At 71.1% G+C, this 19,357-nt stretch carries 19 protein-coding genes; 2 read left to right on the top strand and 17 right to left on the bottom strand.

Annotation, left to right across the window (positions count from 1 at the left end):
• Nucleotides 1-2: 2 nt before the first annotated feature.
• Together ACZ7DY_RS29945 and pyrR are read right to left on the bottom strand one after the other, a co-directional pair.
• The gene (locus ACZ7DY_RS29945) at nt 3-989 is read right to left on the bottom strand and encodes an aspartate carbamoyltransferase catalytic subunit (RefSeq protein WP_471140618.1); all 987 of its coding nucleotides are present in this window, start codon (nt 987-989) and stop codon (nt 3-5) included.
• Nucleotides 990-1,077: 88 nt separating this feature from the next.
• Nucleotides 1,078-1,641 carry a bifunctional pyr operon transcriptional regulator/uracil phosphoribosyltransferase PyrR gene (pyrR, locus tag ACZ7DY_RS29940; protein WP_471140616.1) on the bottom strand — a complete coding sequence of 188 codons (564 nt, stop codon included), beginning with the start codon at nt 1,639-1,641 and terminating at the stop codon, nt 1,078-1,080.
• A 224-nt stretch (nt 1,642-1,865) separates the two neighbouring features.
• On the opposite strand from pyrR, the gene bldD reads away from it, so the two are divergent.
• A complete protein-coding gene (gene bldD / locus ACZ7DY_RS29935; protein WP_030787240.1) occupies nt 1,866-2,366 on the top strand; it encodes a transcriptional regulator BldD in 501 nt (166 codons plus the stop codon).
• A gap of 199 nt (nt 2,367-2,565) precedes the next feature.
• Here bldD and nusB read toward each other — a convergent pair whose 3' ends face one another.
• The 14 genes from nusB to ACZ7DY_RS29865 all read right to left on the bottom strand — a co-directional run bounded on the left by nusB (nt 2,566) and on the right by ACZ7DY_RS29865 (nt 16,183).
• Nucleotides 2,566-3,000, bottom strand: a complete 435-nt coding sequence (gene nusB / locus ACZ7DY_RS29930) for a transcription antitermination factor NusB (RefSeq protein ID WP_471140613.1) — start codon at nt 2,998-3,000, stop codon at nt 2,566-2,568.
• Nucleotides 3,001-3,002: 2 nt separating this feature from the next.
• The gene (efp, locus tag ACZ7DY_RS29925; RefSeq protein ID WP_384553412.1) at nt 3,003-3,569 is read right to left on the bottom strand and encodes an elongation factor P; all 567 of its coding nucleotides are present in this window, start codon (nt 3,567-3,569) and stop codon (nt 3,003-3,005) included.
• A gap of 58 nt (nt 3,570-3,627) precedes the next feature.
• Nucleotides 3,628-4,734: an aminopeptidase P family protein gene (locus ACZ7DY_RS29920; protein WP_471140609.1), complete on the bottom strand. Its 1,107-nt coding sequence runs from the start codon at nt 4,732-4,734 to the stop codon at nt 3,628-3,630.
• Nucleotides 4,735-4,826: 92 nt separating this feature from the next.
• A complete protein-coding gene (locus ACZ7DY_RS29915; protein ID WP_471140607.1) occupies nt 4,827-5,324 on the bottom strand; it encodes an excalibur calcium-binding domain-containing protein in 498 nt (165 codons plus the stop codon).
• Between the two features lie 140 nt (nt 5,325-5,464).
• Entirely contained in the window at nt 5,465-6,415 is a 951-nt protein-coding gene (locus ACZ7DY_RS29910; protein WP_471140605.1) for a Pro-rich N-terminal domain-containing protein, read from the bottom strand.
• Between the two features lie 162 nt (nt 6,416-6,577).
• The gene (gene aroB, locus ACZ7DY_RS29905; protein ID WP_471140602.1) at nt 6,578-7,675 is read right to left on the bottom strand and encodes a 3-dehydroquinate synthase; all 1,098 of its coding nucleotides are present in this window, start codon (nt 7,673-7,675) and stop codon (nt 6,578-6,580) included.
• Nucleotides 7,672-8,199 (bottom strand): shikimate kinase, encoded by a 528-nt coding sequence (locus ACZ7DY_RS29900; protein WP_471140600.1) that lies wholly within the window; start codon nt 8,197-8,199, stop codon nt 7,672-7,674. The genes aroB and ACZ7DY_RS29900 overlap by 4 nt, the downstream gene beginning before the upstream one ends.
• Complete coding sequence (gene aroC / locus ACZ7DY_RS29895) at nt 8,199-9,383, bottom strand: chorismate synthase (RefSeq protein WP_471140597.1); 1,185 nt, start codon at nt 9,381-9,383, stop codon at nt 8,199-8,201. Before aroC ends, ACZ7DY_RS29900 begins: the two co-directional genes overlap by 1 nt.
• 168 nt (nt 9,384-9,551) lie before the next feature.
• Nucleotides 9,552-10,382, bottom strand: coding sequence for a shikimate dehydrogenase (locus ACZ7DY_RS29890; RefSeq protein ID WP_471140594.1), 831 nt, complete (start codon nt 10,380-10,382; stop codon nt 9,552-9,554).
• Nucleotides 10,379-12,079 carry an endolytic transglycosylase MltG gene (gene mltG, locus ACZ7DY_RS29885; protein WP_471140592.1) on the bottom strand — a complete coding sequence of 567 codons (1,701 nt, stop codon included), beginning with the start codon at nt 12,077-12,079 and terminating at the stop codon, nt 10,379-10,381. The genes ACZ7DY_RS29890 and mltG overlap by 4 nt, the downstream gene beginning before the upstream one ends.
• A gap of 124 nt (nt 12,080-12,203) precedes the next feature.
• Entirely contained in the window at nt 12,204-12,689 is a 486-nt protein-coding gene (gene ruvX, locus ACZ7DY_RS29880) for a Holliday junction resolvase RuvX (protein WP_471140590.1), read from the bottom strand.
• The gene (alaS, locus tag ACZ7DY_RS29875) at nt 12,689-15,358 is read right to left on the bottom strand and encodes an alanine--tRNA ligase (protein ID WP_471140587.1); all 2,670 of its coding nucleotides are present in this window, start codon (nt 15,356-15,358) and stop codon (nt 12,689-12,691) included. Before alaS ends, ruvX begins: the two co-directional genes overlap by 1 nt.
• Nucleotides 15,358-15,717: a DUF6167 family protein gene (locus tag ACZ7DY_RS29870; RefSeq protein WP_471140584.1), complete on the bottom strand. Its 360-nt coding sequence runs from the start codon at nt 15,715-15,717 to the stop codon at nt 15,358-15,360. The genes alaS and ACZ7DY_RS29870 overlap by 1 nt, the downstream gene beginning before the upstream one ends.
• Nucleotides 15,718-15,724: 7 nt before the next feature.
• Nucleotides 15,725-16,183: a DUF948 domain-containing protein gene (locus ACZ7DY_RS29865; protein ID WP_471140581.1), complete on the bottom strand. Its 459-nt coding sequence runs from the start codon at nt 16,181-16,183 to the stop codon at nt 15,725-15,727.
• Nucleotides 16,184-16,356: 173 nt separating this feature from the next.
• On the opposite strand from ACZ7DY_RS29865, the gene ACZ7DY_RS29860 reads away from it, so the two are divergent.
• Nucleotides 16,357-18,489, top strand: a complete 2,133-nt coding sequence (locus tag ACZ7DY_RS29860; RefSeq protein ID WP_471140580.1) for an ATP-binding protein — start codon at nt 16,357-16,359, stop codon at nt 18,487-18,489.
• Here ACZ7DY_RS29860 and rpsD read toward each other — a convergent pair.
• Nucleotides 18,477-19,091 carry a 30S ribosomal protein S4 gene (gene rpsD / locus ACZ7DY_RS29855; RefSeq protein WP_471140577.1) on the bottom strand — a complete coding sequence of 205 codons (615 nt, stop codon included), beginning with the start codon at nt 19,089-19,091 and terminating at the stop codon, nt 18,477-18,479. The genes ACZ7DY_RS29860 and rpsD overlap by 13 nt on opposite strands.
• Nucleotides 19,092-19,357: the final 266 nt, after the last annotated feature.

Genomic DNA, 19,357 nt, shown 5'->3' with positions numbered 1-19,357 from the left:
GGTTACTTGGTCTCCGAATCGACGGGGCGGGTGTGGGTGACGGCGGGCTCGTTGCCGCCGAGCAGCAGGTAGAGGACGGCCATGCGGATGGAGACGCCGTTGGCGACCTGCTCGACGACCGTGCAGCGGTCGGAGTCGGCGACCTCGGCGGTGATCTCCATGCCGCGGACCATCGGGCCGGGGTGCATGACGATGGCGTGCGACGGCATCTTCGCCATGCGCTCGCCGTCCAGGCCGTAGCGGCGCGAGTACTCGCGCTCGGTGGGGAAGAACGCGGCGTTCATGCGCTCGCGCTGCACCCGCAGCATCATCACGGCGTCGGACTTCGGCAGCACGCCGTCCAGGTCGTAGCTGACCTCGCAGGGCCACTGCTCGACGCCGACCGGCACCAGCGTGGGCGGGGCGACGAGGGTGACCTCGGCGCCGAGGGTGTGCAGCAGGTCGACGTTGGAGCGGGCGACTCGGCTGTGCAGGACGTCGCCGACGATGGTGATGTGCTTGCCCGCGAGGTCCTGGCCGAGCCCGGCGTCGGGGCCGACGAGGCGGCGCCGCATGGTGAAGGCGTCGAGGAGGGCCTGGGTGGGGTGCTGGTGGGTGCCGTCGCCCGCGTTGATGACGGCGGCGTCGATCCAACCGGAGGTCGCCAGGCGGTAGGGCGCGCCGGAGGCGCCGTGCCGGATGACGACGGCGTCGACGCCCATCGCCTCCAGGGTCTGCGCGGTGTCCTTCAGGGACTCGCCCTTGGAGACGGAGGAGCCCTTGGCGGCGAAGTTGATGACGTCGGCGGAGAGGCGCTTCTCGGCGGCCTCGAAGGAGATCCGGGTCCGGGTCGAGTCCTCGAAGAAGAGGTTGACGACGGTGCGCCCGCGCAGGGCGGGCAGTTTCTTGATCGGCCGGTCGGCGACCCGCGCCATCTCCTCGGCCGTGTCGAGGATGAGGACGGCGTCGTCGCGGGAGAGGTCGGCGGCCGAGATGAGGTGTCGCATCATCTGCGTGTACTCCGGTGTGTGGAGGTCTGCGGGCGCGCGGGCGCGCAGGGGTGTGCCCCGGGGCCCGTGAAGGGGGAGACGGGTCCGGTCAGGCGGAGGCGGGCTTGGCGCCGAGCAGCACGGCGTCGCGGCCGTCCTCCTCGGCGAGCTGCACCTTGACCGTCTCCCGCAGCGACGTGGGGAGGTTCTTGCCCACGTAGTCGGCACGGATGGGCAGTTCGCGGTGGCCGCGGTCGACGAGAACGGCGAGCTGCACCGCGCGGGGGCGGCCGATGTCGTTCAGCGCGTCGAGGGCGGCGCGGATGGTGCGGCCGGAGAAGAGCACGTCGTCGACGAGGACGACCAGACGGCCGTCGATGCCGTCACCGGGGATCTCGGTGCGGGCGAGCGCGCGCGGCGGGTGCATGCGCAGGTCGTCGCGGTACATGGTGATGTCGAGGGAGCCGACCGGGATCGTACGGCCGGTGATCTCTTCGAGCTTCTCGGCGAGCCGGCGGCCGAGGAAGACGCCGCGGGTGGGAATGCCGAGCAGAACCACGTCGTCGGCGCCCTTGGCGCGCTCGACGATCTCGTGAGCGATACGGGTCAACACCCGTGCGATGTCCGGGCCTTCGAGCACAGGGCGCGCGACACCGGGGTCATTCGTGTCCATATGAAACGGACCTCCTTCTCCGCCTCACGGGACGGACCTTAAAGGACGTCGAAATTGCGCCATCCACGGTACCAGTACTCCTGAGTCCGCACGTCATCGGGCTCCACCGAAGGGGCGGTAAGGACCATTCGGCTTGACGCAAGCAAGTAACGCTGCGTAACCTCACAGTGAGTTACCAGCCACGCGGCGGAGCCGCATGATTGTCGCAGCGTCCGGGGAGCTATATGTCCAGCGAATACGCCAAGCAGCTCGGGGCCAAGCTCCGCGCGATCCGTACCCAGCAGGGCCTTTCCCTCCACGGTGTCGAGGAGAAGTCCCAGGGACGCTGGAAGGCGGTCGTCGTGGGGTCGTACGAGCGCGGCGACCGTGCCGTGACCGTACAGCGCCTCGCCGAGCTGGCGGACTTCTACGGCGTCCCCGTGCAGGAGCTCCTTCCGGGTACGGCTCCCGGTGGCGCCGCCGAGCCGCCGCCGAAGCTCGTCCTGGACCTGGAGCGTCTTGCCCACGTCCCGCAGGAGAAGGCGGGCCCGCTACAGCGCTATGCCGCCACGATCCAGTCGCAGCGCGGTGACTACAACGGCAAGGTGCTCTCGATCCGCCAGGACGACCTGCGCACCCTCGCCGTCATCTACGACCAGTCCCCCTCGGTCCTGACCGAGCAGCTGATCAGCTGGGGCGTCCTGGACGCCGACGCGCGCCGTGCCGTCGCGCACGAAGAGGTCTGACGCGCCGCACAAGACATCAGCAGAAACGTGCCGCCGGGGTGGCCGCAGCCGAAAGGCGCGGCCACCCCGGCGGCTTTTCGCATTTCCCGGCCCATTGAGTCCCGCGCCGCTTTCTTCGGCCCGGCGCAGAACCCGTACGGGAAAATCGGAGGGCCCGCAGCGGATTGCTGCGGGCCCTCCGATGACGTACGACGACGCCTTACGCCTCATCCCGGCGCAGGGACGGCTTCAGCTCCTTGAAGCGTCCGAGCAGACCGTTGATGAAGGCAGGCGAGTCGTCCGTGGAGAACTCCTTGGCGAGCTGGACCGCCTCGTCGAGCACCACGGCGTCCGGCGTCCCGTCGACCCAGATGAGCTCGTAGGCGCCGAGACGGAGGAGATTGCGGTCGACCACCGGCATGCGGTCCAGGGTCCATCCGACGGCGTACTGCGCGATGAGTTCGTCGATGCGGCGCTCATGCTCCGCGTACCCCTCGACGAGCTCCATCGTGTACTCGCTCACCGGCGGCTGCCGGGTGTCGGACCGCGAGTGGCGCACCCAGTCGGCGAGCACCGTCAGGACGTCGGTACCGCGCTGGTCTGCCTCGAAGAGGATCTGGAAGGCGCGCTTGCGGGCCGTGTTACGAGCAGCCACGGTTAGCTGTTCACCCGGCCGAGGTAGTCGCTGGTGCGGGTGTCGACCTTGATCTTCTCGCCGGTGGTGATGAAGAGCGGCACCTGGATCTGGTGGCCGGTCTCCAGGGTGGCGGGCTTGGTGCCACCGGTGGAGCGGTCGCCCTGGACGCCCGGCTCCGTCTCCTGGATGACGAGCTCGACGGCGGCCGGCAGCTCGACGAAGAGCACCTCGCCCTCGTGCTGCGCGACGGTGGCGGTGAAGCCCTCGATCAGGAAGTTGGCGGCGTCGCCGACGGCCTTCTTGTCGACGTGCAGCTGGTCGTAGGTCTCCATGTCCATGAAGACGAAGTAGTCGCCGTCCATGTAGGAGAACTGCATGTCGCGCTTGTCGATCGTGGCCGTGTCGACCTTGACGCCGGCGTTGAACGTCTTGTCGACGACCTTGCCGGAGAGCACGTTCTTGAGCTTGGTGCGCACGAAGGCCGGGCCCTTGCCGGGCTTGACGTGCTGGAACTCGACGACGGACCAGAGCTGGCCGCCTTCGAGCTTGAGCACCAGGCCGTTCTTGAGGTCGTTCGTGGAAGCCACGGTTGCTTCAATCTCCTGCACTGACTGACGGGTGGACGACCCCGGGCGCGCACGCGCGTCAGAGCGCGAGCAGTTCCTTGGTCGTGATGGTGAGTAGCTCGGGTCCGCCGTCCGCCTCGGGGCGCACGACGAGCGTGTCATCGATCCGGACACCACCCCGGCCAGGGAGGTGAACCCCCGGTTCGACGGTGACCGGCACGCAGGCGTCCAGTTTACCCATGGCCGCGGGCGCCAACTGCGGGTCCTCGTCGATTTCGAGCCCCACACCATGTCCAGTCAGTGGAGCAAGCCCTTCCGCATACCCCGCGGAGTCCAGTACGTGACGTGCCGCCCGGTCCACGTCACGGCAGGCGGCACCGGGGAGCAGAGCCTCCCGGCCGGCCCGCTGAGCGGCGAAGACGAGGTCGTACAGCTCGATCTGCCAGTCGGCGGGCGACGTACCGATGACGAACGTACGCCCGATCTCACAGCGGTATCCGCGGTAGCTCGCCCCCAGACAGACGGAGAGGAAGTCGCCCTCCTCCACCCGCCGGTCCGAGGGCCGGTGGCCGCCCTTGCCCGAGTTCGGGCCGGTGCCGACCGAGGTCGGGAAGGCGGGGCCGTCCGCGCCGTGGTCGATGAGCCGCCGCTCCAGCTCAAGCGCCAGATGCCGCTCCGTGCGCCCCACGAGGATGGACTCCAGGAGTTCACTGAGCGCCTGGTCGGCGATCTCGGCGGCGATCCGCAGACAGGAGAGCTCCTCGGCGTCCTTGACCAGGCGCAGCTGCTCGACGGCCGTCCCGAGGTCGGTCAGCCGCAGACGCGGCGCGACCGACGCGAGCGCGTGGTGCCGGGCGACGGTCAGGTGGTGCTCCTCGACGGCCAGCGCCTCGGCGCCCTGGGTGAGGGCGAGGCCGGCCCCGGCGACGGCCGGGTCGGCGCCGTGCGTCGGCAGCAGGTGCAGCCGCAGGGCGTCGTCGGGCCGCCCCTCGGACTGCTGATCACCGGGCGGGCGCCCGCACAGCAGTACGTCCTCGTCCTTGCCGACGAGGAGTACGGCGCCGTCGGGCACGGCACCGGCGAGATAGCGGACGTTGGCGGGCCGGGAGACCAGCGCCGCTCCGCCGCCCGCGGCGGCACAGCGCTCCCTGACCCGCTCCCTGCGGACCGCGTACACCTCTGACATGGGGCGAGCCTATGAGCGTCCCGGCTCCACGGCCCGGCGGGCGCGTCCGACCGGGCGGTCACCGCCACCGGACCCACGCCGGGCCCCGGTGCTCAGCTGTCGCAGCCGGTCCCGTCGCCGTCCCGGTCGAGGTGCCTGCCGTAGCCGGGCTCGCCGCGATGGATCGGCGCGGCACCCGCGGCGCGCGCCTCGGAGCAGTTCGCGTACGACACGGAGCCGCCCCCGTCGGACCCGGAACCGCCCGAGCCGCCGTCGTCCCCGCGTGTGTCACCGGACCCTCCGCCCGCCGGGGGCGCCGTGACCGTGACGGTCGACTCGACGGTCCTGGTCGAGCGGACCGTGCGGGTGGGCGCGGGCTCGGCCTTCGGCGTCGCGGTCGTGGTGACGGTCGCCGTGCTCGTGACGGTCGGAGCGGCCCCCGCCTTCGCCCCGCCGTCCGGGTCTCCCCCGGCCGCGCCCATGCCGATGCCAAGGAACAGGGCGAGAGCGAGGGCAGGAAGCAGATAGCGCTTCCGGGCCCACCGCGGGGCGGGCCGGGAGCCGTTCGACGGGGTGGGTGGAGCGGGTGGAGTGCCGTACGGATCGGTCATGTCATGCCCCCGGGCTCATTCCAGTGGCATGACCGTAGGCCCGGTGACGGACGTGTGAAGGCGGTTCGCGGAAGGGGTGCTTCAACCGTGACCGATGGTCCGGACCACCACTTCGGTCCCGACTGCCGCTTCGGTCCCCGCTACCACTTCGGGGGGCTGGCGATGGCGCGGGCCAGTACGTCGTCGAGGACGCGGGCCGTGGCGTCCACGTCCAGCTGGGAGTTGTCGATGATGGGCAGCCCCGAGCCGTACCAGCCGGCCATGCGGCCGTGGATGCGGGCCACTTCCTCGTCCGTGAGGCGGCGGTTTCCGCTGCGCTCGGCGTTGCGCTCCAGGACGATCTCCAGGCCCGGGAGCAGGACCACCGGCAGCAGGCCGGGGCCCACGTGCCGCTTCCAGCCACCGAGGCCGACGACCGGGCGGTCGGGGAAGACGGCGTCGTCGAGGATGCAGGAGATGCCGTTGGCGAGGAAGTTCCGCGCGGCGAAGCCGCAGGTGCGGCGGGCCAGGCGGTACTGCGCCTCGGAGTGGTCGTTCCAGCCCGACTGGGGGTCGGCGAACCCCGAGCGCACCCATTCGCGTACGTCGTCGAGGCTGATGTGGGCCGTCGGCACCCGCCGGTGCTCGGCCCAGTACTTCGCGACGCTCGTCTTGCCCGCGCCCGCGGGGCCGATGAGCAGCACCGCGAGGGTCGTCGCGCCGGTCTCGGTGGGCGCTGCCCCCTGCGGGGGGCTCGGCATCGCGACGGGGCCGCCGGGCGGCAGCTGGACGTGGCCCGTGGTGTCCGGGGGCGGTGGGGGCACCGGGCCGGGGCCATGCTGAGCGAGCTGTCCGTGCTGCGGGGGCTGGGGCGCCGGCGGGGCGTGCGGCATGGGTGTCTGCCCCTGCGCGTGGGCACCGTGCGGTACCGGCACCGGTCCCGGGGCGTGCGGCCCGTGGGCGCCCGCGAATCCCGGGGCGGGAGCCATTGCGTGCGCCGACGCTCCGGGAGGCGGCGCGCTCGGCTGGTGTGCGGCCGGCGACCAGCCGGTGGCCGGTCCGTGCCCCGGCTGATGGGGCGGCGGCAGCGGAGATCCCACTGCGTGCTGCATCCGGTGCCACTCCGTCTCGTGCGACTGACGCTGGTCGGGCGGCGGCCGGGGCCGCCCGTTACCGAACGGTACCGCCCCCGGCCGTCGTTGTGTGAACGGCCGGGGAGGCCGTGACGTGCCCGTGGCCGGAACAGGAAGGCCACGTGACGCACATTTTGGGGTTTACTGCCCCACTTCGCCGTAGGCGGCGAGGAGTACGGCGGGGTCGGGTCCCTCCAGGACGGTCGGCTTGCCGAGGCCGTCCAGGACGATGAAGCGCAGCAGGTCACCGCGGGACTTCTTGTCGACCTTCATGGTCTCCAGCAGCTTGGGCCACTGGTCGTAGCGGTAGCTGAGCGGCAGGCCGACGGATTCGAGGACGGTGCGGTGCCGGTCGGCCGTGGCGTCGTCCAGGCGGCCCGCCAGACGGCCGAGTTCGGCCGCGAAGAGCATGCCGACGGAGACCGCGGCGCCATGCCGCCACTTGTAGCGCTCGTTCTTCTCGATGGCGTGCGCGAGGGTGTGGCCGTAGTTGAGGATCTCGCGCAGGCCGGCCTCCTTGAGGTCACCGGAGACGACCTCGGCCTTCACCTTGATGGAGCGCTCGATGAGCTCGGCGGTGTGCGCGCCCGCGGGCGTGCGGGCCGCCTCCGGGTCCGCCTCGATGAGCTCGAGGATCACCGGGTCGGCGATGAAACCGGCCTTGATGATCTCGGCGAGCCCGGAGACGTAGTCGTTCACCGGGAGCGAGTCGAGCGCCGCGAGGTCGCACAGGACGCCCGCCGGCGGGTGGAAGGAGCCGACGAGGTTCTTGCCCTCTGCGGTGTTGATGCCGGTCTTGCCGCCGACCGCCGCGTCCACCATGCCGAGCACGGTCGTCGGCACGGCGATCCACCGCACGCCGCGCAGCCAGGTCGCCGCCACGAACCCGGCGAGGTCCGTGGAGGCCCCACCGCCGACGCCGACGATGACGTCGCTGCGCGTGAAGCCGGACTGGCCGAGCGCCTTCCAGCAGTACGCGGCGACCTCCGCGGTCTTGGCCTCCTCGGCGTTCGGCACCTGGATGGCGACGGCCTCGTACCCCTGGTCGGCGAGGTCCTGGCGGAGTGCCTCGCCGGTCTCGGCGAGCGCCTCGGGGTGGATCACGGCGACCCGCTTGGCCTGCTCGCCGATGAGGCCGGGCAGCTCGCCGAGGAGCTGCCGACCGACCAGGACCTCGTACGGATCCGTGCCGGCGGTGCCGCCGACGTGGATACGGGTGGGGGTCTGCTCCGACGTCATGCTTCCTTCAACTCCAGTGCGTCGAGGACCGCTTCGGCGACCTCATCGGGGGTGCGGCCGTCGGTGGCGACGACCGCGCGGGCGACTTCGGCGTACAGCTGCCGGCGGGCGTCCATCAGCTCGCGCCACTGCTTGCGCGGGTTGACCGCGAGCAGCGGCCGCGCCTGGTTGAGGCCGGTGCGCTTGACGGCCTCCTCGACGTCCATCGAGAGGCAGACGACCGGGTGCTCGGCGAGGAGCGCCCGGGTCGACCCGTCGAGGACGGCGCCGCCGCCGAGGGCGAGGACGCCGTCGTGTTCCGCGAGGGCGGCCGCGACGGCGGCCTTCTCCAGGGCGCGGAAGTACGGTTCGCCCTCGTCGACGAAGATGTCCGAGATCTCCCGGCCCTGGGCGGCGACGATGTCGGCGTCGGTGTCCCGGAACGTGGTCCCGAGCCGGGCGGCGAGCAGCTCACCGACGGTCGTCTTGCCCACGCCCATCGGTCCGACCAGGACGACCAGCGGGCCTTCGGTACCGGCCGCCATCACCGGTACTGCAGGTTGTCGAGGTAGGAGCGCACGTTGCGACGCGTCTCCGGAACGCTGTCGCCGCCGAACTTCTCCGCGACCGCGTCCGCGAGGACGAGCGCGACCATGGCCTCGGCGACGATGCCGGCGGCCGGCACGGCACACACGTCGGAGCGCTGGTGGTGTGCCTTGGCCGCCTCGCCCGTGGCCACGTCGATCGTCGCAAGCGCCCGCGGCACCGTCGCGATGGGCTTCATCGCCGCGCGGACCCGCAGCAGCTCGCCGGTGGTCAGACCGCCCTCCGTGCCGCCGGAGCGGCCGGAGGTGCGCCGGATGCCGTCCTCGGTGGTGACGATCTCGTCGTGCGCCTTGGAGCCCGGCACCCGGGCCAGGTCGAAGCCGTCGCCGACCTCCACGCCCTTGATCGCCTGGATGCCCATGAGCGCCGCCGCAAGGCGGGCGTCCAGCCGGCGGTCCCAGTGCACGTGCGAACCGAGCCCCACCGGAACGCCGTAGGCCAGCACCTCGACGACGCCGCCCAGGGTGTCGCCGTCCTTGTGGGCCTGGTCGATCTCCGCGACCATCGCCTTCGACGCGTCCGCGTCCAGGCAGCGCACCGGGTCGGCGTCGAGCTTCTCGACGTCGGCGGGGGTCGGGTAGACGCCGTAGGGGGCCTTCGCCGAGGCCAGCTCCGTCACGTGGGAGACGATCTCGATCCCGGCCGTCTCCTTCAGGTACGAACGGGCCACCGCGCCGAGCGCCACGCGCGCCGCGGTCTCGCGCGCCGAGGCGCGCTCCAGCACCGGGCGGGCCTCGTCGAAGCCGTACTTCTGCATTCCCGCGAGGTCGGCGTGGCCGGGCCGGGGGCGGGTCAGCGGGGCATTGCGGGCCAGGTCGGCGAGGATCTCCGGGTCGACCGGGTCGGCCGCCATGACCTGCTCCCACTTGGGCCACTCCGTGTTGCCCACCATGACCGCGACCGGCGAACCCATGGTCAGGCCGTGCCGGACACCGCCCAGGAACGTGACCTCGTCACGCTCGAACTTCATCCGCGCCCCGCGGCCGTACCCCAGCCGCCGCCGCGCCAGGTGGTCCGCCACCATGTCCGTCGTGATCGGCACGCCGGCGGGAAGCCCCTCCAACGTCGCGACAAGCGCGGGTCCGTGCGACTCCCCCGCGGTCAGCCAACGCAACCTGCTCAACGGTGCTCCTCATGCTCGCGCCTCGAACTGCGGTCTTCGACGGCGCGGCCGGGTGCGCGGCCCTGGCCCGCCACCCCTGATCCTCCCACGTCCGGGGGCGGAACCCGGCGCCCGGTCCACCTGACGGACGGGCCTCCACCGCAGCGCGACCCGGGCGCGACCAGCGGCCTACCGGGCGGCGAGCGCGTGCTCCCCCGCCTTGCGCATGGCGCCGAGCGGCGCGGGGGCGCGTCCCGTCATCTGTTCGACCTGGAGCACCGCCTGGTGCACGAGCAGGTCGAGACCGCTGACGACCGCCCCGCCGTACGCCGACCAGCGGGCCGCGAGCTCGGTGGGCCACGGGTCGTAGAGGACGTCGAAGAGGGTGGCGGGGCGCTCGGGCACCAGACCGGAGAGTGCGTCGGTGGCGCCCGCCGGGGTCGTGGCGATCACCAGGGGGGCGGTCAGCGCCTCGCGGGCGTCCTCCCAGTCCTCGGTCCTGACGTCGACGTCCAGGCGTTCGCCCCACTGCCGCATTTCGGCGGCGCGGGTCTCGCTGCGCACGTAGGCGACGACCTCGCCGGTGCAGATCCGCGCCAGAGCGGCGAGCGCCGAGGACGCGGTGGCGCCGGCGCCGAGGATGGCGGCGGACTCCACCTGTTCGATGCCGCGCTCGCGGAGCGCGGCGACCATGCCGGGGATGTCGGTGTTGTCGCCGACCTTCCGGCCGTCCTCCCGGAACACCACGGTGTTGACGGCCTCGACGGACGCGGCGGTCCCGCTGACCTCGTCGAGCAGCGGAATGATCGCCCGCTTCAGCGGCATCGTCAGCGAGAGCCCCGCCCATTCGGGACCGAGTTCCCCGATGAATCCGGGCAGCGCCGCCTCGTCGATCTCGAAACGGTCGTACGACCAGTCGCTCAGCCCCAGCTCCTCATAGGCCGCGCGGTGCAGCACCGGGGAGAGGGAGTGGGCGATCGGGGAGCCGAGGACTGCGGCTCGTCGCTTCTGCGCGCTCATTGCCCCTTCAGGTATTTCTCGCGGTTCCGGTTCTGCTCTTCGTTGGTCTCGGCGAACAGCGTCTTGTCGTCGATGGAGACGAAGTAGTACCAGTTGCCCCTGGCGGGATGCAGCGCCGAATTCAGCGCCACGTCGCCCGGGTTGCCGATCGGCCCGGGCGGCAGACCCTTGATCTTGTACGTGTTGTACGGGTCGTCGAGCTTGCGGAGTTCGTCGACCGTGCCGGTGCCCAGCTTGGACTCGCCGCGGAGGTAGTTGACCGTCGAGTCGAAGTCCAACAGGCCGTACGTCTCGGTGTTGTTGGGCTTGAGACGGTTGTAGACGACGGTGGCGACCTTCTCGAAGTCGTGCTTGTACTTGCCCTCGGCCTGGACGAGGCTGGCCACGGTGAGGACCTGCAGCGGGTCCTTGAGGTGGAGTTCCGCGGCCTTCGACTTGAGGCCGAGTTCGTCGTACTTCTCGCCGGCCTGGGCGACCATCTTCCGGAGGACGTCCTCGGGCTTCTGGCCCTTGGCGACCGGATAGCTCGCGGGGTAGAGGAATCCCTCCAGCGGGTCCTTGATGTCCTTGTTCGTATTCGCCCAGGAAGGCAGTCCGAGGCTCTTCCATTTCGTCTTGGCGACGTTTTCGGTGGTGCCCTTGTCCAGGTGCAGACGCGAGTCGATCTTTTTGTAGACCCAGTCGTTCCGCATGCCCTCGGGAATGACGAGGTTGTTGCGGCTCTTCGGGTTCAGCATCAATTCGACCGCGGCCTGCGCGGACATGTGTTTCTTCAGCAGATAGACGCCGGCCTGGATGGACTGCCCGTCCGGGTGCTTGCGCTGGGCGGAGACGAACGCGTCGACGCTCCTGACGACGCCGGCCGCCTTGAGCTTCTGTCCGATCGCGTAGCCGCCGGAGTCCTTCGGGATCTCGACGGTGGCCGAACCCGAGCCCTCGCCCGCGTAATCCGGCGCCGTGCCGAAACGATCCTGATAGAACTGGTATCCGAAGTAGCCGACTCCGCCGAGGCCACCGGCGAAGACCAGCGTGACGACCAGACAGGCGCAGCCGCTGCGGCGCTTCTTGCCCTTCTTCCCGCCGCGTCCACCGCGCCGGTCACCGCGGCCACCACGGCGGCCCGGCTCGTCATCGTCCTCGTCGTCGCCACCCGCGAAGAACGCGTGTTCGCCCTGGTCGGGGCCCGGATCCCAGTCGGGCCTTTCCGTCTCGGACTCCGGCGGCGCGGACCGGCGGCGGGCCGGCGGCTCCGGCGGCGCGTAGGCCTCGGGCGTCGAGTAGTAGTCGTGGCTCTCCGAGCCGTAGCCGGCCTGCTGGCCGCCGTAGGGGTCCATCGGGTCGCCGCCGTAGGGGACCTGACCCTGCTGACCGGGGTCCCAGCCACCGTCGTGGCCCTGGTCGGACCCGCCGTCGTAGCCCTGGCCCGGGTCACCGTTGAACTGCTGCTGGCCGCCGTAGGACTGCTGACCGTAGGACTGCTGGTCGTAGCCCTGCTGCTGACCGGTGCTCCAGTCGCCGGCGTACTGCGACTGGTGCGGCTGCTGATGCTGGTGCGGCTGCTGCGGGTGGTACTGCCCCTGGCCGCCGTAGGTGGACGTGCCGCTCGCGGGCGCCTGTCCTCCCCATCCGCTGTCCCCGTACAACGGGTCCTCCGGATGCCACGGTTCGGAGCCTGGGCCCCGGCCATACTCAGTCATCGATCCCCTACATGCCGCGAGGCGGGGCCGCCGTCGGGATGGCCGGGCAACCGTTCCGCCTCTTGATGCTGTGCGGCAGCTGTTCGAACACCGCCGCATCGCGCGGAACGTTACCGTATCGCGATCAGATGACCACTTCGACGCCCTCGCCGGGAGCTTTGCCTGACGCCCGTTCGGACTCCAGAGCCTGTTGAAGAATGATGACCGCGGCAGCCTGATCGATAACAGACCTGCCCTTTTTGGACTTCACGCCCGAGGCGCGCAGGCCCTGACTGGCCGTCACTGTGGTCATCCTCTCGTCCACCAGCCTCACCGAAATGGGGGCGACCATGCGGGCGAGCTCCTGGGTGAACACGCGGATCTTGGCGGCCGCCGGGCCCTCGCCCCCGTTGAGGGAGCGAGGGAGGCCGACGACGATCTCGATCGGCTCGTACTCGTCGACGAGCTGCTTCAACCGACGCTGCGCGGCCGGGACGTCGCGCCCCGGTACCGTCTCCACCGGCGTGGCGAGGATCCCGTCGGGGTCGCACGAGGCGACCCCGATCCGGGCGTCACCGACGTCGATGGCGAGGCGCCGGCCCCTGCGCATGCCCGGTGCAGGCTCGGTCATCAGGCCGTCTCGGTGACGAGGCGCTCGACCGCGGCGATGGCGTCCGGCACGGCGGCCGGGTTCTGGCCGCCGCCCTGGGCGACGTCCAGCTTGCCGCCGCCACCGCCACCGAGCGTCTTGGCCGCGGTGCGGACCAGGTCACCGGCCTTGAGGCCGCGCTCACGCGCGGCTTCGTTGGTGGCGATGACCGTCAGCGGGCGGCCGTTGGCCGTGGCGAACAGGGCCACGACGGCGGGGCGGTCGCCCGGGATGCGGCCGCGCACGTCGAGGACCAGCTTGCGCAGGTCGTCGGCGCCCGTGCCGTCCGGCACCTGGCCGGTGACGAGCGCGACACCGCGTACGTCGCGGGCGGAGTCGACGAGACCGGCGGCGGCCTGCAGGACCTTCTCCGCGCGGAACTTCTCGATCTCCTTCTCGGCGTCCTTCAGCTTGGCGAGCATGCCGGAGATCTTCTCGGGCAGCTCCTCGGCGCGGCCCTTGACCAGCTCCTGGAGCTGGGCGACGACCGTGTGCTCCTTGGCGAGGAAGTTGTACGCGTCGACGCCGACCAGCGCCTCGATGCGGCGCACGCCGGAGCCGATGGAGGACTCGCCGAGCAGCTTCACCAGACCCAGCTGGGCGGTGTTGTGCACGTGCGTACCGCCGCACAGCTCCTTGGAGAAGTCGCCGATGGTGACGACGCGGACGCGCTCGCCGTACTTCTCGCCGAACTCGGCGATGGCGCCCTGCTTCTTCGCCTCGTCGATCGACATGACCTCGGCCTGCACGTCGAGCTCGTGGGCGAGGACCTCGTTGATCTTCTGCTCGACGTCCGTCATCACGGCCGTGGGCACGGCGGAGGGCGAACCGAAGTCGAAGCGGAAGCGGCCGGGCTGGTTCTCGGAACCGGCCTGGGCGGCCGTCGGGCCGAGCGCGTCGCGCAGCGCCTGGTGGGTCAGGTGCGTGGCGGAGTGGGCACGGGCGATGGCGCGGCGGCGGTGCGCGTCGATCGAGGCCCAGACCGGGGCGCCGACGGTGATCTCGCCGACCTGGACGACGCCCTTGTGGACGTGGACGCCCGGGACCGGCTTCTGGACGTCGCGGATCTCGACGATCGCGCCGCTGTCCAGGCGGATGCGGCCGGTGTCTCCGATCTGGCCGCCGCCCTCGGCGTAGAAGGGGGTGCGGTCGAGGACGATCTCGACGTCGTCGCCCTCGGTGGCCGCGGGCGAGGAGACGCCGTTGACGAGGAGGCCGACGATCTGGGCCTCGTTCTCCGTGAGGGAGTAGCCGGTGAAGTCGGTGGCTCCGGAGGCGTCGGCGATCTCGCGGTAGGCGTGCAGGTCGGCGTGGCCGGTCTTCTTGGCCTTGGCGTCGGCCTTGGCGCGGTCCCGCTGCTCCTTCATCAGACGGCGGAAGCCGTCCTCGTCCACGGAGAGCCCCTGCTCGGCGGCCATCTCCAGGGTGAGGTCGATGGGGAAGCCCCACGTGTCGTGCAGCAGGAACGCCTTGTCGCCGGAGAGGATCTTGCCGCCGGCGGCCTTGGTCTCGGTGACGGCGGTGTCGAGGATGTTGGTGCCGCCCTTGAGGGCCTTGAGGAAGGCGGCCTCTTCGGCGAGGGCGACGGTCTCGATGCGCTTGCGGTCGGTGACGAGCTCCGGGTACTGCCGGCCCATCGTATTGATCACGACGTCGATGAGCTCCTGGACGACCGGGCCGGTGGCGCCGAGCAGCCGCATGTTGCGGATGGCGCGGCGCATGATGCGGCGCAGGACGTAGCCGCGGCCCTCGTTGCCGGGGGTGACGCCGTCGCCGATGAGCATCGTGGACGTACGGATGTGGTCGGCGACCACGCGCAGGGAGACGTCCGAGCCGTGCTCGGCGCCGTAGCGCACGCCGGTCAGCTCGGTGGCCTTGTCCATGACGACGCGCAGGGTGTCGGTCTCGTACATGTTCTGTACGCCCTGGAGAATCATGGCGAGACGTTCGAGGCCGAGGCCCGTGTCGATGTTCTTCGACGGGAGCTCGCCGAGGATCGGGAAGTCCTCCTTGCCGTCGCCGGCGCCTCGCTCGTACTGCATGAAGACCAGGTTCCAGATCTCCACGTACCGCTCGTCGTTGACGGCGGGGCCGCCCTCCTCGCCGAACTCCGGACCGCGGTCGTAGTTGATCTCGGAGCAGGGGCCGCACGGGCCGGGGACGCCCATGGACCAGAAGTTGTCCTTCTTGCCCAGCCGCTGGATGCGCTCGGCCGGGACGCCGACCTTCTCGCGCCAGATCTGCTCGGCCTCGTCGTCGTCGAGGTAGACCGTGATCCACAGCCGCTCGGGGTCGAGGCCGAAGCCGCCCTTGTCGACGGGGCTGGTCAGCAGCTCCCAGGAGAGCGTGATGGCGCCCTCCTTGAAGTAGTCGCCGAAGGAGAAGTTGCCGCACATCTGGAAGAAGGTGCCGTGGCGCGTGGTCTTGCCGACCTCTTCGATGTCGGGCGTGCGCACGCACTTCTGCACGCTGGTGACGCGCGGCGCGGGCGGCTTGACCTCACCCAGGAAGTAGGGCTTGAAGGGCACCATGCCGGCGGGGACGAGCAGCAGAGTCGGGTCGTCCGCGATGAGCGACGCCGAAGGGACGACGGTGTGCCCGCGCTCCTCGAAGAAGCTCAGCCAGCGGCGGCGGATTTCAGCCGACTCCATCAGTGGTCCTCATTCCGGTTGTACGAGTGCGTCGGGTTCTCGACGGACTGCGTCTTCTTCGTGTCGTACTTGTTGCTGCTGTGGTTCTCGATGACCGCGAAGCGGCGCGGCGCGGGCAGCTCGGCGTCGGGGTGGTCCCGCAGGCCCAGCACCTCGCCCAGCTCGGCCTCGCGCTCGGCCATGCCGTCGCGGATGTCGAGCGCGAAGTCCTTCAGGCGGTGGCCCGTCTCGATCGCCTTGTTCGCGGCCTGCGCGGCGAGGCTCTCGGGGGTCAGCTGCTTGAGCTTGCGGTTGACCTTGGTGGTGGCCCATACGCCGGCGGCTGCGCCCGCGGTGAACCAGAACGTACGGCGGAACATCGCTGCGTCAGTCCCTCTTACTCCGGTTGGCCCGCTTCGCCCGCCGCGCGGACGGGACGGTGCGACCCACGATCACCGTACGACGGGACGGCTTGGTGGGCATTTCCTCTGGATCGGGGCCGCCCTTGCGGCTGATGGCCCGGCGCACGCCGTAGCCGAACGCGGCCACCTTCACGAGCGGGCCGCCGAAGGTCGATGCGACCGTCGTGGACAGCGCCGACGCGTTCGACGTGACCTCCTGGACGTCGGAGGCGATGGCGTCGACCCGGTCGATCTGGGTCTGCGCGGAGCGCACCGCGGTGGAGGCGTCCGCCAGGAGCGGGACCGCCTGCTCGGTCACGTCCGCGACGAGCTTGGTGGTCGCCCTGAGCGTCTGGGCCAGCCTCGCCAGTGCCACCGCGAGGAAGGAGACCAGGATCGCCCAGAAGACGGCCACCAGGACCCCGGCAACCTCTCCACCGGACACTTGGCACCGCTCCCTGAATCTCGTCCCTGAACTTGCTACCCGAACATCGAAAAGTCGTCCTCCGACCCTATCGCGCCGGGGGCGTGGCTCCGTACCGCATTCCCCTTCGCCGTCACAGGAGTTGCGCGAACAGATTGTACGGACCGCATACGAATGAGTACGCTCCGTACCTCATGCGACCTCTTCCGACCGGCAACCTGCCCCTGGAATTGAACGCCTTCGTCGGGCGCGGCACCGAACTCGCCGAGCTGGCCACGGCGTTGGAGGCCGGGCGGCTCGTCACCGTGACCGGGGTCGGCGGGGTCGGGAAGACGCGCCTGGCCCTGCGCGCCGCGGCCCGGACCCGGCTGCGGGACGGCGCCTGGCTGGTCGACCTCACCGCGCTGCGCGACGCGGACCTCATCGACCACGCGGTCGCCGAGGCCCTGGGGCTGACGGACCACACGAAGCGGCCGCCGCGCCAGGTGCTGCTCGGGCACCTCGCGGAGCGGGAACTGCTCCTCGTCGTCGACGGTTTCGAGCACCTCGTCGACGCCTGCGCCGCGCTGGTGCGCGATCTGCTGACGCACTCCCCCGGGTTGCGGGTGCTCGCCGTGGGCCGCAGACCGCTGGAGACCGAGGGCGAGCGGCTCCTCCCGCTCGCGCCGCTGCCCGGCCCCGACGCGGCGGCGCTCTTCACCGACCGGGCGGCGGCCGGGCTGCCCGGCTTCGTCGTCGACGACGGCAACCGCGCGGACGTCACGGAGCTGTGCAGGCGCCTCGACGGGATCCCGCTCGCCGTGGAGCTGGCCGCGGGCCGGCTGCGCGCGCTCTCGCCCGCGCAGCTGCTCGCCCGGCTCGACGACCGGTTCCGGCTGCTCGTCGGGGCCCGGCGGGACGTGCCGCCGCGTCACCAGACGCTGCGGACGGCCATCGGCTGGAGCCACGAGCTGTGTACGCCGCGGGAGCGGCTGCTGTGGTCGCGGCTCTCGGTCTTCGTCGGCCAGTTCGATCTGGAGGCGGCCGAGTACATCTGCGCCGGGGACGGAATCGCCGCCGACGAGGTGCTCGACGTGCTCGACGAGCTCCTCGCCCAGTCCGTCGTGACCCGTGAGGAGTGGCCCGCCGGCGTCCGCTACCGCATGCTCGACACCGTCAGGGCCTACGGCGCCGACTGGCTGGAGGCCGCGGGCGAGCGCGCGCGGCTGCGGCGCAGGCACCGCGACTGGTACATGGGGCTGGCCACCTGGTGCGAGCTGGACTGGTTCTCACCGCGCCAGCCGCAGGTCGCCGCCCTGGTCGACGCCGAACTGCCCAATCTGCGGGCCGCGTTGGAGTTCTCCCTGACCGAGCCCGACGAGGCCCACCTGGGGCAGTACCTCGCGGGCACGCTCTGGTTCTACTGGGTCGGGTGCGGGCGGCTCGCGGAGGGCAGGCACTGGCTCGACCGGGCCCTGGAGCTCGACGGCGGCCACGACGATGCGCGGCTCAAGGCGCTGTGGGTGCTCGGATACGTGGCGGTGCTCCAGGGCGACCGGGTCGCGGCGCTCGCCGCGCTGCACGAGTGCCGCGACGGCGCACGGCGAGCGGACAGCGCGGTCGCCGCGGCGTACGCGGAGCACCGCATCGGCTGTCTGGCCCTGGTCAGCGACGACCTGGCGCGCGCGGAGACGCTGCTGCGCTCGGCGCTCGACCGGTACCGGGCGATCGGCGAGCTGAACAGCAACGTCCTGATGGGACAGGCGGAGCTCGCCATGGCGCTGGCCTTCCGCGGGGAGCTCGGCGCCGCGGTGGAGCTCTGCGAGAACGTGCGCGTGGTCTGCGAGGACCACGGCGAGCAGTGGGCTCTCGCGTACGCCCTCTATGTCCTCGGCTATGCGGCGTGGACCCGGGGTGAGGCGCAGACCGCGCGGGAGCTGCTCGCCCGGTCGCTGGATCTGGACCACCGGTTCCACGATCTGCTGGGCACGGTGCTCTCCATCGAGCTGCTCGCGCTGTTCACCGCGACGGAGGGTGAGATGGAGGAGGCCGCGGTGCTCCAGGGTGCCGCGGCCGGCATCTGGGGCTCGGTGGGGCTGCCGCTGTTCGGCTCGGTCCATTTCGGCGGGCCGCACGTGCTGTGCGAGGAGCGGGCCCGAAAGGCGCTGGGCGACGAGCGGTACGAGGAGTGCGTGCGGGCCGGGTCGGAGCTCGGGCTGGACGCGGCGGTGGCGAGGGCGCTGCGCGGCGGCCCCGGAAACGACCGAACCCGCCGCCTGCCCCACCGGGAAGGGCGGGGAGGCGACGGGCTGAAGCAGGGTGAGCTACGTCCGGGTCAGCGGGCGTAGTACTCGACGACGAGCTGCTCGTCGCAGATCACGGGGATCTCCTTGCGGTTCGGGTCGCGGTCCAGGCGGAAGGCCAGGGCCTTCAGGTTCACCTGGAGGTAGCGCGGGGTCTCGCCGTCGGGGGCGAAGCCACCCTCACGCGCGACCTGGAACAGCGGCTTCTCGCGGCTGCGCTCGCGGACCATGACGACGTCGTCCGGGCGGACGCGGTACGACGGCTTGTCGACCTTGGCGCCGTTGACCTCGATGTGGCCGTGCACGACCATCTGGCGGGCCTGGTAGATCGTGCGGGCGATGCCCGAACGCAGAACCAGGGCGTCGAGACGACGCTCCAGCTCGATGACCAGGGCCTCACCGGTCTTGAGCTGCGTCTTGGACGCACGCTCGTAGGCACGGACGAGCTGACGCTCCGAGAGGTCGTACTGCGCGCGCAGGCGCTGCTTCTCGAGCAGACGGACCTTGTAGTCCGAGTTCTGCTTGCGCCCACGGCCGTGCTCGCCCGGCGGGTAGGGGCGGGCCTCGAAGTACTTGACGGCCTTCGGGGTCAGCGCGATGCCGAGGGCACGCGACTTCTTGACCTTGGGGCGGGACTGGTTCGGCATGAACCAACCTCTCTGTTCATTGTGAAATCGGCTTCACCAGTGGTTAGGGGAGGTCGCATCCGCAGCCTGGGAAACCTCACGAGCCCGTGGGCTCACGAGGCAGCCGCTCCCTGGTCTGGGCACTATGTGCAGCACGCGAGTGGCCCACCGACCGATTCCCGGATACCGGGTGGTGGTGGGCTGCCCGCGACACCTTTCGACGGTGCGCGACGCTCCTGGATCCCCGGTGCCTTGCGGTGGTGGGGTTCCGGCTGGATGTCCCGTTC

This window comes from Streptomyces sp. NPDC037013, assembly GCF_055607265.1.
The sequence above is the reverse complement of the archived record's forward strand: the minus strand, read 5'-3'. Positions and strand labels throughout refer to the sequence as shown.

Bases quoted from the DNA above. Each gene is read 5' to 3' on its own strand.
- ACZ7DY_RS29870 (WP_471140584.1), bottom strand. From the start codon at position 15,717: ATGTTCCGCCGTACGTTCTGGTTCACCGCGGGCGCAGCCGCCGGCGTA.
- mltG (WP_471140592.1), bottom strand. From the start codon at position 12,079: ATGACTGAGTATGGCCGGGGCCCAGGCTCCGAACCGTGGCATCCGGAG.
- alaS (WP_471140587.1), bottom strand. From the start codon at position 15,358: ATGGAGTCGGCTGAAATCCGCCGCCGCTGGCTGAGCTTCTTCGAGGAG.
- ACZ7DY_RS29900 (WP_471140600.1), bottom strand. From the start codon at position 8,199: ATGGCGGCCGGTACCGAAGGCCCGCTGGTCGTCCTGGTCGGACCGATG.
- rpsD (WP_471140577.1), bottom strand. From the start codon at position 19,091: ATGCCGAACCAGTCCCGCCCCAAGGTCAAGAAGTCGCGTGCCCTCGGC.
- ACZ7DY_RS29860 (WP_471140580.1), top strand. From the start codon at position 16,357: ATGCGACCTCTTCCGACCGGCAACCTGCCCCTGGAATTGAACGCCTTC.
- ACZ7DY_RS29945 (WP_471140618.1), bottom strand. From the start codon at position 989: ATGATGCGACACCTCATCTCGGCCGCCGACCTCTCCCGCGACGACGCC.
- ACZ7DY_RS29920 (WP_471140609.1), bottom strand. From the start codon at position 4,734: ATGTCAGAGGTGTACGCGGTCCGCAGGGAGCGGGTCAGGGAGCGCTGT.
- aroB (WP_471140602.1), bottom strand. From the start codon at position 7,675: ATGACGTCGGAGCAGACCCCCACCCGTATCCACGTCGGCGGCACCGCC.
- pyrR (WP_471140616.1), bottom strand. From the start codon at position 1,641: ATGGACACGAATGACCCCGGTGTCGCGCGCCCTGTGCTCGAAGGCCCG.
- bldD (WP_030787240.1), top strand. From the start codon at position 1,866: ATGTCCAGCGAATACGCCAAGCAGCTCGGGGCCAAGCTCCGCGCGATC.
- ruvX (WP_471140590.1), bottom strand. From the start codon at position 12,689: ATGACCGAGCCTGCACCGGGCATGCGCAGGGGCCGGCGCCTCGCCATC.
- ACZ7DY_RS29915 (WP_471140607.1), bottom strand. From the start codon at position 5,324: ATGACCGATCCGTACGGCACTCCACCCGCTCCACCCACCCCGTCGAAC.
- ACZ7DY_RS29910 (WP_471140605.1), bottom strand. From the start codon at position 6,415: ATGCAGCACGCAGTGGGATCTCCGCTGCCGCCGCCCCATCAGCCGGGG.
- ACZ7DY_RS29890 (WP_471140594.1), bottom strand. From the start codon at position 10,382: ATGAGCGCGCAGAAGCGACGAGCCGCAGTCCTCGGCTCCCCGATCGCC.